Here is a 14,692-nt window from a genome sequence, read left to right as displayed (position 1 = left end):
ATGGCAGTTCCTATGACTATGGGAATCTCGCATGTCTCTTCGCGTGCAGAAGGTTTTCTACGTACAATCAAAAATTATTATCACTCATACCAACAAAAACCCATTTCATGACATTGCTTTTTTAAAACACTAATTACTGTTGTAAATTTACTTTAGAATTAAAATCCAAAAAACACCACCATGAGACTAGAACTTAATAAACCGAAAAATATGCAATTCAGAACCTTCTTTAACAGATTTAACCCTTGGATTGGACTTGTAGCTTCCTTATGCCTAATTATACCAAGTCTATATGACATCCTAGACGAGCCATTACTTTTTACTAGCGATCATTTAATCCTAGGGGCAGGACTATTCTTTATGATTTTATTTTTAAAACAAATATTTGATAGAATCATCAATTTTGACGAAATGGAGTAACCCTTAAAATAAAAAATAGCAAATGCCATTTACTCTATTTCTTATATAAATAAGCTTTCCAAAAAACAATTAAATTAGTTAGAAGTACCTGTTTCATTCATTTGAAGCAGGTATTTTTTATTTCGGACAATCACAAATTGCTTCACCATTTCGACAATATAATAGATACTTTTGCTCTAATCAAAACATCCAGATTGGATCAAATCAAAAAATAAATATTTCTTTTGTAACTTTTTCGATACTTCAAACGTATAACCATTTGTACACTTAAAAATTGAGGAGACAAAAACATGAGACAACTTAAAATCACCAAGCAGGTTACCAATCGTGAAACCGCTTCATTAGACAAATATTTACAAGAAATTGGAAAAGTTGACCTTATTACCGCTGACGAAGAAGTAGAATTAGCTCAAAAAATTAAAGCTGGGGATCAAAGAGCCTTGGAGAAATTGACAAAAGCCAATTTGCGTTTCGTAGTTTCGGTAGCCAAACAATACCAAAATCAAGGTCTTACCTTACCCGATTTGATCAATGAAGGAAACCTTGGTTTGATAAAAGCAGCACAACGTTTTGACGAAACTCGTGGATTCAAATTCATCTCTTACGCCGTATGGTGGATTCGTCAATCGATACTACAAGCTTTGGCAGAACAATCTCGTATTGTTCGTTTGCCACTAAATAAAATTGGTTCTATCAACAAAATCAACAAAATGTATGCCTTATTAGAGCAATCCAATGAGCGCCCGCCCTCTGCTGAAGAAATTGCAAAAGAACTAGACATGACCGTAAATGACGTAAAAGAGTCTATGAAAAACTCTGGACGTCACTTATCAATGGATGCGCCTCTTGTAGAAGGAGAAGATTCAAACCTTTACGACGTATTGCGTTCTGGTGAATCTCCAAATCCAGACAGAGAATTAATTCACGAATCATTGCGTACCGAAATAGAGCGTTCACTAGAGACATTGACTCCTAGAGAGGCAGATGTAGTGCGTTTGTACTTTGGTCTTGGCGATCAACATCCAATGACATTAGAAGAAATTGGTGAAACTTTTGACCTGACTCGCGAACGTGTACGTCAAATCAAAGAAAAAGCCATCCGTAGATTGAAACATACCTCTAGAAGTAAAATCTTGAAAACCTATTTAGGTTAATTAAAATATCCCCAAATTAAAATTTTGAAAATACTATAATTTTTAAATATTTTAATACAACGTGAACAACAGTCTGATTAACTGTTCGTTTTTTGATTGATGATTGAAACTCCGGCTGATTACCGGAGTTTTATTTTTTAATACAGCCTAAATAGCATCCTAAATGCAACTATTAAATATTTTGAACCATTAAGAAATTAAGTTTCATTAAGCATTGACTCTAAATGAAACTTAATTTCTTAATGGTTTTTTATGAATATATTTGCAGCATTTTATAAAGACCTATATGCTTTTAGATGAGGAGTCCAAAATCAAAAATCGTTAATCATCAATCTTAAATCAAAAATCATTGTACCTTTGCAAAAAAAATAAACAACACAAATGTAAAGATACACTTCTGTGCATCTGATCGTAAAAACTACACAATGAAGAACACACTTATTGCTCCATCAGTTTTGGCTGCCGATTTCGCCAATTTACAACGTGATATCGAAATGATTAACAACAGCGAAGCCGATTGGTTTCATATTGACATTATGGATGGTGTTTTTGTACCCAATATTTCTTTTGGAATGCCAGTACTTGAAGCTATTACTAGACATACCAAAAAAACAGTAGATGTCCATTTGATGATAGTCAATCCAGACCAATACATCAAAACTTTCAAAGCATTAGGAACAGATATCTTAACGGTACATTATGAAGCCTGCACGCACTTACACAGAACCCTTCAAGCCATCAAAGCCGAAGGTATGAAAGCAGGAGTAGCGCTAAACCCACACACTAGTATTGATTTATTGGAAGATGTAATCAATGATATTGACATGGTTTGTATCATGAGTGTAAATCCAGGTTTTGGAGGGCAATCTTTTATAGAAAATACATACGCGAAAGTAAAAAAACTAAAAGACCTAATTACCAGAAAAGGAGCATCAACTATCATAGAAATAGATGGTGGAGTAACCAACAAAAACGCTTTGCAATTGGTCGAAGCAGGTGCCGATGTACTTGTTGCAGGAAGCTTTGTCTTCAAAGCAGAAAACCCTACACAAACCATTGCCGATTTGAAAAAATTGACAACAGTATAAAAATAGAATTCATTCCCTTAAAATTAGTAGGGCGTGACCGAATTGAGAAAAGGGGCTTACTTTGGGCACCGCCCATTCAGCCCCTTTACTCAACACGGTCAGGCTATCCGCGCTACTTTGGTAGCTTGCTTCTATCCTTCACGCAGCTTCACGTATTTCAAGACTATTTAGCATTAAATAAGCTAAAAAAAGCCGAGTAGCCACAAAATTAAAAAGTCCCAATAAGTTTAAAAAAACAGAATTGGAACTTTTTTCAGTAAGCACGAATCACAACAAATCTTAATGGTACTGATTTATTAAATACTTAATCAAATCAGTAGTAGTTATTATACCAACCAACAAATGATCTTCACACACAGGCAACGCGTGAAATTCATTACTAGCCAATATCTCGGCAGCTTCCTTTATAGTAGTTTCTGGAGTAATGGTAATTAATTTTTTTGCCATCACCTGCTCTACCGTAAACATATTGTAAACAGTAGTATCCACAACCTCTTCATCATCATCTATGGCATCGGCAAAGGAAATTCGCAACAAATCGGTGTAACTCAATATTCCAATTATCGTAGCTCCATTTACCACAGGAATATGTCTTATTTTATGATGCTTAAAAAGAGATTCAGCTTTTGTTAAATCATCTGAAATAGTCAGTTTAATAATATTTTTGGTCATAATAGTTGACACGGGAACATGCTGTCTCATAACACCTCTTTTTTAAATTATACGTAAATTTAAAAAAGAAAAAAATAGCAAAATATGATGTTTATCAGTTGTTTTTCCAAACTATTTTCCGATATAAAATAAAGCCATTTTTTTTCAATAATTCTTACAAAATTTTTATTGTTTTAGACTCAAAGAACCTACGTAAAAATACGTGGAGAAAGAATTGATATTTCTTAGTTTTTTTCTTATTTTTTAAAAGAAATAGATCATTATTGAAAGGTAAATCTCTATTACATGTGTTTTGTTGAAAGAAAAAATTAACATTATAACAAAAAACAAACAGTAAAAAGACAGTCATTAAGGCTGAAATAAGTTCTAAAAAACTCCTTAAGTACTGATTTTTCTAAGAAAATTCATATTTAACAAAAAATTAACATTCCTACAAAATAGTGTACGAATTTTTTGCTAGTTTTACTTTGTAAATAAATAAATTTATAACTAAAACATTTTTATTATGTCATTTTCAACAACATTGACCGTAGGCGGGAAAGATTACAAAGTACTTTCAGTAAGCTACGATTTAGCACAAGAAACTGACGCTTCAGGGCGTCCATCTACAGTAACACGTGGAGGTAGAATCATGGTAGAGGTAGAATCTACTGGAGGAACAGAATTGTTTGAATGGATGACCAACAATTTCGAAAGAAAAGATGGGTCAGTAAAATTCATCAAACGCGATTCAAACGCAACTCTAAAAGAATTGAAGTTTACAGAAGCGTACATGGTGAAGTACAAAGAAAACTTTGACCACACTGGAGACAATCCGTTAACGGAAACTTTTATGATTTCTGCTCGCAAAATTGCAATGGGTGGAGGAGAATTTGACAATGCTTGGGTATAATCCTAGAGACTTAGTCAAACTTTTTTAAGCTTGAACCTTTTAAAGGAAGTCTATTTATGGACTTCCTTTTTTGTGTTACAACCACTTCCTAATTAATACACATTACAAAAGATTCTTTTTCTTCTTGAATCTAAAATCTAAAGTCCAAAATCTAAAATTATAAAAATATGAGTTTTTTATCTACCTTTCATGTTGACGGAGAAGAGTACAATGTACTAGAATTTAATATTGATTTCAAACAAGGAACAGACACTACGGGTAAACCCATTGGAGGACCAAAAGGTGGAGCCATAAAACTCACCATTGAAGCCACCCAAAACACAAAATTTCTATCTTGGATGCTCAACAGCGAATTGACAAAAGATGGTAAAATAATTTTTTATCGCAGAGACGCTTTGAGTAAAATGAAAGAGCTAACCTTCAAAAAAGCTTTTTGCATCAATTACCACGAGCAATTTTCCAGCACAACAGATATCCCAATGAAAATAGCATTAGAGATCATAGCAAAAGATATTGTCTTTGGAGATGCCCAATTTTCAAACAACTGGATCGCTTTAGAATAGTTTTTTTTTAGTTTTAGTCGCAGTCGCATTAATTTAGTAAAAAGAGCAAAATATATCCTAAAAAGATAATAACTCTTCACTGACAACCGAAAACCGATAACCGACAACCTTTAACTGATAACCGATTAAACCCCAACCTGATGATTACATACGCAGAACAAGTACATTTAGACATTAGCGGTTTCGCACCAAATGTTGTTTATTATGATTTGAAATTATCTCAAAAAATGATGGGTCACCACCATTTTTCGTTTGTGTGGCAATACACCAACACCGCCATTATAGAACCCAGCGCACAAGCCAAAGCCATACGAGATTACTTAGGACGCGATGTAATCTTTACATTCAAAAGTCTTACGGGAGTGCAACTGATGGCCAAAGGAGTAATCAACTCGCTTGAATCTATTGATTTACACGGCAGTCCTGCAGGATTGCACGTAACAGGAATAAGCCACAGTATTTTTCTTGACGACATGAAAAAGTCTAGAACCTTTATGGAGCAAGACCTAGAAACCATTGTAAAAAAAATTCTAGCCGAAGGTCCAGGGGATTTCTACAATCGTGAAGCGATTATCCCAACCTATGACCCGAATCTGGCCTATATGCCACAATACAACGAAACCAACTTTGATTTCTTGAAACGACTGGCTCAGCGTTACGGACAATGGTTTTATCACGATGGAATGCGTATGCAATTTGGACAGTTAAAACCCAGCAAAGTAAAACTAACCAATGGAGGATCATTACACCATTTCAAAATACAAACCCTATTGCATTCTCACAAAGAATCGCTGGGTGGCTATGATTACAATAGTGCGTCTAATATTAAAAATTCATTGGGAAAAACCACCACAGGCAGTGGTGATGGATTTGCAGTCGCCGTTGGATACAGACAAGGAGCGGTTAGACAACCCGACTTGGAATTAGGTGCCTATACCGCACAAGCACCCGATTCTAGCACCCTTAGTGAAATGGTCAAACTACAAACCAATGGTAAAGATGCCAACAGTATTTTTTACAGCGGTTTGTCTTATCTTCCGCTTGGAATAGGTCAAAAATTTACGATTGTAAACAACACAGTAGAACACAATTTAGTTGTAATAGAAGCCACACATCAATCAGAAGTTCACGGAAATTATACTTGTGCTTTCAAAGCCATCCCCTCCGATGTTGGCGCGCCGCATTACACCAATGTACACGCTTACGCCAAAGCCGAAAGTCAACCCGCTAAAGTGATAGACAACAACGACCCCGATGGCTTAGGGCGCGTAAAAGTTGAATTTTACTGGGCTGGAGGAAATACAAAAAGCGATTGGATGCGCCTAATACAACCGCACGCAGGAGCTGGAAAAGGATTTTATTTCATCCCGGAAATCGACGAGGAAGTCCTAGTTGGTTTTGAAGGAGGAAGTGCCGAAAGACCCTATATAATGGGAACAAACTACAACGGTAGCGAAAGTTCAGGTTACAACACCAGTGGCAACGACCAAAAGGTAATTCACACCCGCTCCGGCACCAAAATGATCTTTAACGATGCCGAGGGAAGTGTTTTCATCGAAGACCCGAGTGGCAATACTTGGAAAATGGATGGTCAGGGGAATATTGAGGTCAATGCTCCTAAGAATTTCACCGTAAATGCAGGGGAGAATATTACATTTACTGCAGGAATTGATGTATCTGTAAATGCAGGTGCAAATATAAGTGAAACTGCAGGAGAGAATAAAACGACTACAGTGGGTATGTTTCATAGTTTGTCTGTAGGTACAGATTATATGATACATGTAATTGGCAAAATGACTGAATACATAAAGGGAGATAAAGAGTCCCGCACCGAAAAAGAAAGAACTCGAATTTCAAATGGAAAAATCGTAACACAAAGCCAAGGAACACATGAACAACACTCAGATAAAGTTGTAAAAAACAATTCGGGAGAAAAAACAAGTATGTATTAATTATGAGTAAAACAACCATAGTAGAAGGAGATATATTTGAGTTTACAGGTGGCAACAACATTGCATACAGTAAAGAAGGAATTGAAAATAGTGCCAGTAAGGTTATGCAAATTGGTAAAACGGATGGAGTAACACATGACGAGCCTACAACTTACGAAATAATTGAAAACCTAAAAGGGGTAAAAGTAACAGCTATATTATTTTTTGATGGAACAAAAAACAATAGAAACAATACGTTTAGACGTTTAGACAAAGATGCCAATAGCAATACAAGTGGGTATAGCAATACCATTTACAAAAAAAACTATGAAAAAGAAAGCAGTTATGAAAATGGTTACTCAAATATTGCAGCATTATCATATATGGCGATTGAAGATAAACCAAACAAAATAGTTGTAGAATACATTGAAGGAGAAGGAACAGAGGATGATATAAAAGGAGACACTATGGGGTATGCCTTTGGCTCTGGCACTACGGGTATTCCTGCCAAAGTAGACAAGGGTTTTACTAAGATTAATGCCAAAATCAATAAGGTTTTTGATTATAAGCAAGAATACGTACAAGAACTTACTATCAATGTTTTTGGGTTTAGCCGTGGTGCAGCGGCAGCTCGTAGTTTTATGACCACCACAAAAGAAGACTTTGAAGAAAAATACCCTAGAGCCAAGATAATCTATAAGTTTGTCGGCTTGTTTGATACGGTATCATCTTATGAACCCGAAGGTGTTCTAGGTAAAGTTGGCTCGGCGGTAAAACATGATTTTGACAATGATGTAAGAGAATTAGGGTTGCAACTTGGTGGTATGGCAAAGAAAGTGATACACCTCACAGCAGAAAATGAATACCGAACAAACTTTTCGCTCACAACAATTGCAAGTTCCATTGCCGCTGGAGTTGGCTTCGAATTACAGTTACCTGGAGCCCACTCGGATGTAGGTGGAGGGTATGAAGAGTACGAACATCTTGAAAAAAGAAATTTAAGCAAATCAGATAGAGGCGATTATGAATTACTCGAAGAAGGATGGTATAACGAGGATGAAATAAAAAATAGGGGAACAATAAATTGCACTGGTACACGAAAACTAAAAAATTCGTACCAATTTATTCCATTGGCAATTATGATGCATTTTGCCAAGAAAAACGGAATGACATTTGAAGGTTTTGATGATAATTTTCAGAATAAAACCTTCAAGGTAATCCGCGAGCTAGAAAACGTTAAAAACAAACTTTTGAATTTTGCTATAGAAAAAGAAGGAGCCGTAAATGTGATAACCAAATTAAACAACTGGCACGAATTAAAGGATCTTCGCCACCGCTATTTACATATCTCATCCAACGAAGAATCACTGGGCATGGGCGAAAATAATCCCAATTGGTGGAGTACCGTGGTAAAACGTACCATTATTGAAGATAATGCTTAAACCAAACCTAATGAAAAACAAAACCATTTTACTTTTTACTTTTATCCTAATCGCGCAACTAACCAGTTGTCAAAAAAAAGAAAACATGAACACCGAAAAATTTGATTGGGAAGGATTAGGTTGTACTCCAGCAGGTTACCCAGTAGTAATATTATCGCCGAATATATTTTATTCCAACGGAGGAAAACACATAACCTTAATCCCAAATATGAGTGATACCGGAGGATCGGATTGGACTGGATCTGGCAGAGGTTGGTCTAGTGAACCAAGTCCTGCACCCGATCATTTGAGTATTGTATGGTTCTCTATCACAGAAAATAAAATTTATGAGGGCGAATTTCAGCTTCCACAACAAAAGATATACGAGCTTTTTAAGGAAGGCTACATGACGTATGGCATACCGATAGACACCAAAGACGGCAAAGAAACCCTACACTGGGAAACCTATGACGCTCTTACGGCAGGACTAGCTCCAAAAGGTATGGTAGTGGTATGGTTAGAGGGGCTTAATAAAGTAGAATTAGGAAGATACCAAGCCCGAGAACTGAGCAAAGCCGAAGCCAATGAGGTGTTTAAAAGGCATTTTAAAGTAGATTTTGATATGCCTGACACCATAATTAAATTAAAATTTGATAAACTACTCCCTAAAGTTCAAGAAGAAATTAGACAAGACAAATTCAGTTGTAAGCAATGGGATGATTATCGCTTGCGATACAACTGGAAAGTGGAATTTAATAAACCGCTGGAAATGTATAGTTACTATATACGCTATTTCAACAGTGAAAAATCAGGCGAAATTCCACCTTCATTAGCTCAAGACGAGTATAATAGAGTCATTTTAGAACCTGTCAGTAAAGTAGTTCCAAATAATTTAGGCATGTATGTTACAGCCCAAAATAAGAAAAACTATTTGATTAGATTTGAAACACTAGACGAGCAAGAAACTATTGAAGCGTTCCAAAAACTAGAGGAAGCAAGTCCAAAAGCTATTATTACTGTTTTTATTACAGTTGATGATGATTTTAAAAAGTTTAGCGTAACGCTAAAAAATGATAAAAAAGAAATTATTCTCGAAAAGGCACTTTTACGATTGTTTACTTTGGACAAAAGCAATGATTTGAGCAATGAAAAATAGCACAACTATTTTGGCAAACAAGATAGTGAACCACAAAAGGACAATTGGAATTCACAAAACCATTTTACTTTTTACTTTTTTCCTAATCGCGCAACTAACCAGTTGTCAAAAAAAAGAAAACATGAACACCGAAAAATTTGACTGGGATGCAATGGCTTGTACTCCTGCAGGTTATCCAGTAGTAGTATTATCGCCTAATATATTTTATTCCCACGGAGGTAAATGCATAACCTTAATCCCAAACATGAGTAACACCGCAGGGTCAAATTGGACTGGCTCTGCGAGTAGTTGGTCTAGTGAACCAAGTCCAGCACCTGATCATTTGAGTATTGTATGGTATGCGCCAACAGAAATGAAAATTTATGAAGGGGAATTTGAGTTACCACAACAAAAAATTTACAATCTCTTTAAAGAAGGTTATATGAGGTATGGCATCCCTATAGATTCCAAAGATGGAAAAGAAACTCTACACTGGGAAACCTACACCTCTCTCACGGCAGGACTAGCTCCAAAGGGTATGGTAGTAGTTTGGCTAGACGGACTCAATAAAGTCGAGATTGGTCGGTACCAAGCTCATGAACTTGGTAAAGCCGAAGCCAACGAAGTGTTTAAAAGGCATTTTAAATTGAGTGGAGAAATGCCAGAAACCGTTGTTGAAAGTGAATTGGTATCTAGAAGAGTAACTCCTGAAGTTCAAGAAATAATTAAGCAAGGTAAAATAAGCTATAAGCAATGGGATGATTACAGGTTGAGATACAACTGGAAAGTGGAGTTCAACAAACCACTGGAAATGTATTTTCTTGACATGGAATTTTTTAATAGTGAAAAATTAGGTTATCTCCCTCCTTCAATGAGTCAAGAGAGCTTTAATAAAATCATATTGAAACCCACAAGTAAAGTAGTACCAAGTTATATAGGAATGTATGTTACAGCCAAAAATGGACGAAAGTACTTGATAAGATTAGAAACACTTGATGAAAAGGAAACCATTAAAGCGTTCCAAAAACTAGAGGAAGCAAGTCCAAAAGCTATTATTACTGTTTTTATTACAGTTGATGATGATTTTAAAAAGTTTAGCGTAACGCTAAAAAATGATAAAAAAGAAATTATTCTCGAAAAGGCACTTTTACGATTGTTTACTTTGGACAAAAGCAATGATTTGAGCAATGAAAAATAACACAACTATTTAGATTTAGAAAATTTAAAAAGACTGCGCCACGAGTATCTGCACTGGTCGGTAAAGGCAGATAAATTTGGTTTAGGTCCAAGATTCGGAGAAGTATTGCCTATAGAAAAACGCAAAAGAGAAATACATCATGGATAAATTTTATAAAATAGTAGTTTTAATAATAGTAAGTTTAAATGCCAGTTGTCAAATGAAAAACAAATACGAATGGGAGAGTTATACCTGTCAGCCTTCAATAGAAAAAATAAATGGCAATGAAAATATTTATAGAGTAGAATTTGTTCGGGGAGATATTATTACGCTCGAAGGCATTCCTGCCACTTTGCCTTTTGGAGGTTCCTCGGGTCGTTGGGGAGATTCTGGAAAAAGCTGGACCTCACAGCACGGCACGCCTATAGGAACTGATGTCATTTATTATGCAGGTTACGAAGATAAATTTTACCATCTTAAGACAGATTTTCCTGTAGAAGAAATGAAAAAAGCCGTAGATACAACCTATCAATATAATGATGATACTCATGAAAAATTTTCGGGATTAATTTTTGGTTTTGCACCACAAGGTATGGTGGTGGTCTGGAAAGAATATGGAATTTTCGTAATTGAATTAGGTCGTTATCAAGCAGAAGTCATTAAAGAGGATACGGAACTGGAGAAAAAACTCTTTAAGGACTGGTCTATGAACCGTGAAGAGGTAAGAGCACGTGATTTTATGCCAAATACTTCATGTACCCAGTGGGACATGTACCGCAAGCGTTATACTTTCAGGGTTGTAATGCAAAATGAAAACCCCAATTTGCGTTTGTTCCAATATTGTTTTACCAATTATAATGGGGAACAAGACATTATTTTTATGCCTTCACGACCATCAACGAGTTATGACAATCGACCTTTACCGCAAATTCTGGAGCTGGACTGGGAAACGAGTTTTTATGAGCGTTTTCGTGGCAATATTTTTTTAAATGAGAAAGTGATATTCGACAAATTCAAAAATTTCAAACCAGAGGATAAACAGGAATTTGAGGTGAAAATAAGTAAAGACAACAGAAAACTGGAATTGTTTTTAAACAACGAGCCAGTTGAAGTAGACAGCATACGTATTTATAAAGGGTCAGTTATGTATAAAGGTTCTTACTAATCATAAAATTTTAAAAATTCAATAGTTGATGATACATTCGGAAAATTAAAAAAATATACTTGTCGATATAGTAAATCACCACCTAATCAGAGCTTAAATAAAACTAAGCTAGTGTGAGCTTCAAGCACGCACCAACAAAGAACCCTACAACAGCACCTCAAACATCAAAAATGCGGCTACCAAAACCACCACAGGGAGTGGAGACGGATTTGCAGTCGCCGTTGGATACAGACAAGGAGCGGTAAGACAACCCGACTTGGAAGTAGGTACCTACACCGCACAAGCAGCCGATTCTAGCGCACTTGGCGAAATGGTCAAACTACAAACCAATGGTAAAGATGCCAACAGTATTTTTTACAGCGGTTTGTCTTATCTTCCGCTTGGAATAGGTCAAAAATTTACGATTGTAAACAATACAGTAGAACACAACCTGGTTGTAATAGAAGCCACGCATCACTCAGAAGTACACGGGAATTACACTTGTGCTTTCAAAGCCATCCCTTCCGATGTTTGCGCGCCACATTACACCAATGTGCATGCCTACGCCAAAGCCGAAAGTCAACCTGCCAAAGTAATAGACAACAACGACCCCGATGGCTTAGGGCGCGTAAAGGTTGAATTTCACTGGGCTGGAGGAAGTATGAAGAGCGACTGGATGCGTCTGATACAACCGCACGCAGGAGCCGGAAAAGGTTTTTATTTCATACCTGAAATCGACGAGGAAGTCCTAGTAGGTTTTGAAGGAGGAAGTGCCGAAAGACCTTATATAATGGGAACAAACTACAACGGCAGCGAGAAACAAGACAATCATAGCTTTACTAAAAACGAAAGTATTCTTACTCGCTTATCGATATCACTCCAAATCTAGCCTATTATTCTCCCCTTCCCTCTTCATCTATAACCAAACGATACGGAAACACATTCGAGGATCTTTGCTTCAAATACTTCATAAAACTATCACAGAGATAATCCCATTCGGTTACAGAAATATGTTGCTTTTCCTCTGGATTCGTTTTGATGAATACATCAACTGTTCTACTAAATCCTGCTTTAATTGAAACTTCTTTTCGAGTACCTTTTTCGATTCGAACCTCAAAAAGTGTGTTTTTAAAATGATTGTGCGCAAAGGCCTTTATATCGGCAAATGTTACAATTCGGCCTCTAGTAAGCAATGCATTACGGTAGGCTAGAATTCTATCTTTATTGTTTTGTCTATTGACTCCTCCCACTGTATTGGTAAACAAGGTGGTTTGTTTGCTCACAAAATACAAATCGTCTTTGGACTCCAATATCGTTCCTGCTTTGATGTCATTACCATCTTCGGCACAAGTAGACCAATATTGAGCTGTAAAATTTTTACCTTTTTCTGTATTGTGCTTGGGTCTAATCATCAAATAAGGTGCATTATTTCTGGTAAAACTGCTTTCTTTGGCTTGCTGTTCTACAGAAGCTAGTAATTGATTAATCTCAGTTAATGCACTTTTCATAAAATCTTGTCCAAGATCCGAAAACGAAGAACTCTCATCCTTCAATAAATCTAATACGTTTTGCAACAACTCAGAGGCCGTTCTTGAATCAAAACGAGACACTCCACCAGTTCTTAAAACAGCATTTCCTTCATCAACCATACCATCATTGAATTCTTTAATTTCGTAATGACTGCCCGATGGATCTACAACAGTATCAATATCGAGGTAGTTATTGTCCTCAGTATCCAGTGCCATATAACTTAAAAAACCGCTTAACTCTCTAGTCAAAGAGTGCAGTTTTTTATTGATTACCGGAAAACAATTCGTCGTTATCGATACATTGTCAATGATTTGTGGCACCAAAGATTCAGGGAAAATCATTTTAATCCAAATAATTTTGTTTTGATTCTCGTTAGTTAACTCTTCGAAAACTTTATATTCTGACGAATAATCGGCGATATTTTTAGGCGATATTTTCCCTTTCAAAGTAAAAAAATTATCAAAATAAAACTCGTTTACTTCTCGAGAAACTTCAACCAAATGCGTGTAATTTCTATTGATAATGGAATCAATATTCATATCGTTAAAAGGCACATTATATCCCTCTTGCACCTTTATTTCTTCATCATCATGATAACATTTCAATTGCTTCAAATAATATTGAAACATCTCTTTTTGATGGGTATTTTTTATATCAATATACAACATAACATCCTCGAGTTCCACAACATCAGGACTTGTAATTTCAATCCCTAGAATGATTTCACCTGCGGGTAAAACAGATTTATATCCATAAACGGGTTCTTTGTAAAACAAATTCGAAATTTCCAGCAAATTTCGCTCATACGCCATGTACTTCACATTACAAGACGTCAATTTCACCTCCAATGTTGGCGAAAGAAAAATCTCTTTCACAATCGGTTTCAGCGGATTGTAAATATTATGCATCCTACGTCCTACTACCATTTGGTTTTTCAATGAGACTTTCAAGTTGTTTTCCAAGGGCAAAGCATGAAGAATTCCACGAGCTGGCTTGGCTCCCGAAGTCACCTCCGGAAACATAATTTCCAAGACACGCTCCACCACACGAGTTTTGGAATCTTCCAATTCATGCGAAACTTTTTCGAGTTCATAAGACAAGGCATTGAGTAACAAACTCACCACAGGATCAAAAGTCGTTTCCATCTCAATATCCGAAAACCCCCAAGCTCTCGCCGCTCTCTTCAAAACTCTGTCTTTTATTCTTTCTTGTCTCATATTTTCTAAAAAAATGAATGAATCTTTTTTTTGAAACAGTCTCTTTTACAAAACGGTTTTCAATTATATTTGTTCTATACTAATCATTTGGGCGTGACCCCGTCGAGAAAAGGGGCTTAACTTTAGCACCGCTCATTCAGCCCCTTTCCTAAACAGGGTCGGGCTATTGCCACTACTTCGGTAGTACGGCCTATCCCTCACGCGGTCGTAAACCAAGACCTTTAGTGGAATTACATTTTCATAATAAAATATGACTATCCGTTATCTAGACTTTAATTTATTTTCTTGACACAGATTTCACCTCCGAAAGCTTTCGGGATTCACAAATTAATCTGTGGAAATTTGTGA

13 protein-coding genes are annotated in these 14,692 nt (G+C 36.2%); 11 read left to right on the top strand and 2 right to left on the bottom strand.

All coding sequences use genetic code 11. The annotated features are described in order from the left end of the window. Positions 1 to 180: 180 nt before the first annotated feature. From AC8GF4_RS02715 to rpe, 3 genes are all read left to right on the top strand, one after another. Positions 181 to 420: a hypothetical protein gene (locus tag AC8GF4_RS02715; RefSeq protein ID WP_506592541.1), complete on the top strand. Its 240-nt coding sequence runs from the start codon at positions 181 to 183 to the stop codon at positions 418 to 420. 290 nt (positions 421 to 710) lie between these two features. Then, a complete protein-coding gene (locus AC8GF4_RS02710; protein ID WP_026707723.1) occupies positions 711 to 1,574 on the top strand; it encodes a sigma-70 family RNA polymerase sigma factor in 864 nt (287 codons plus the stop codon). Between the two features lie 425 nt (positions 1,575 to 1,999). After that, positions 2,000 to 2,662 (top strand): ribulose-phosphate 3-epimerase, encoded by a 663-nt coding sequence (gene rpe / locus AC8GF4_RS02705; protein WP_506592537.1) that lies wholly within the window; start codon positions 2,000 to 2,002, stop codon positions 2,660 to 2,662. Between the two features lie 279 nt (positions 2,663 to 2,941). Here the strand turns inward: rpe and AC8GF4_RS02700 are convergent, their stop codons facing one another. Continuing rightward, positions 2,942 to 3,364: a CBS domain-containing protein gene (locus AC8GF4_RS02700; protein WP_506592535.1), complete on the bottom strand. Its 423-nt coding sequence runs from the start codon at positions 3,362 to 3,364 to the stop codon at positions 2,942 to 2,944. A 475-nt stretch (positions 3,365 to 3,839) separates the two neighbouring features. Here AC8GF4_RS02700 and tssD (AC8GF4_RS02695) point away from each other — a divergent pair, with 475 nt between their 5' ends. From tssD (AC8GF4_RS02695) to AC8GF4_RS02660, 8 genes are all read left to right on the top strand, one after another. Then, the gene (gene tssD / locus AC8GF4_RS02695) at positions 3,840 to 4,226 is read left to right on the top strand and encodes a type VI secretion system tube protein TssD (RefSeq protein ID WP_143377196.1); all 387 of its coding nucleotides are present in this window, start codon (positions 3,840 to 3,842) and stop codon (positions 4,224 to 4,226) included. Between the two features lie 167 nt (positions 4,227 to 4,393). After that, a complete protein-coding gene (gene tssD / locus AC8GF4_RS02690) occupies positions 4,394 to 4,789 on the top strand; it encodes a type VI secretion system tube protein TssD (RefSeq protein ID WP_506592532.1) in 396 nt (131 codons plus the stop codon). Between the two features lie 140 nt (positions 4,790 to 4,929). Continuing rightward, complete coding sequence (locus tag AC8GF4_RS02685) at positions 4,930 to 6,741, top strand: type VI secretion system Vgr family protein (RefSeq protein WP_506592530.1); 1,812 nt, start codon at positions 4,930 to 4,932, stop codon at positions 6,739 to 6,741. 2 nt (positions 6,742 to 6,743) lie between these two features. Continuing rightward, entirely contained in the window at positions 6,744 to 8,162 is a 1,419-nt protein-coding gene (locus AC8GF4_RS02680) for a T6SS phospholipase effector Tle1-like catalytic domain-containing protein (protein WP_506592528.1), read from the top strand. Positions 8,163 to 8,172: 10 nt separating this feature from the next. Beyond that, positions 8,173 to 9,297, top strand: coding sequence for a DUF2931 family protein (locus AC8GF4_RS02675; RefSeq protein WP_506592526.1), 1,125 nt, complete (start codon positions 8,173 to 8,175; stop codon positions 9,295 to 9,297). Positions 9,298 to 9,418: 121 nt separating this feature from the next. Further along, the gene (locus AC8GF4_RS02670; RefSeq protein WP_506592524.1) at positions 9,419 to 10,474 is read left to right on the top strand and encodes a DUF2931 family protein; all 1,056 of its coding nucleotides are present in this window, start codon (positions 9,419 to 9,421) and stop codon (positions 10,472 to 10,474) included. A gap of 199 nt (positions 10,475 to 10,673) precedes the next feature. After that, entirely contained in the window at positions 10,674 to 11,618 is a 945-nt protein-coding gene (locus tag AC8GF4_RS02665) for a DUF2931 family protein (protein ID WP_506592522.1), read from the top strand. Positions 11,619 to 11,874: 256 nt separating this feature from the next. Then, on the top strand, positions 11,875 to 12,486 hold the full coding sequence (locus tag AC8GF4_RS02660; RefSeq protein ID WP_506592520.1) for a phage baseplate assembly protein V: 612 nt from the start codon (positions 11,875 to 11,877) through the stop codon (positions 12,484 to 12,486). A gap of 4 nt (positions 12,487 to 12,490) precedes the next feature. Here AC8GF4_RS02660 and AC8GF4_RS02655 read toward each other — a convergent pair whose 3' ends face one another. After that, positions 12,491 to 14,344, bottom strand: a complete 1,854-nt coding sequence (locus AC8GF4_RS02655) for a type VI secretion system baseplate subunit TssF (protein WP_506592518.1) — start codon at positions 14,342 to 14,344, stop codon at positions 12,491 to 12,493. Positions 14,345 to 14,692: the final 348 nt, after the last annotated feature.

The sequence above is a fragment of the Flavobacterium rarum (SeqCode) genome (genome assembly GCF_965234445.1).
GTDB lineage: Bacteria > Bacteroidota > Bacteroidia > Flavobacteriales > Flavobacteriaceae > Flavobacterium > Flavobacterium rarum.
The sequence above is the reverse complement of the archived record's forward strand: the minus strand, read 5'-3'. Positions and strand labels throughout refer to the sequence as shown.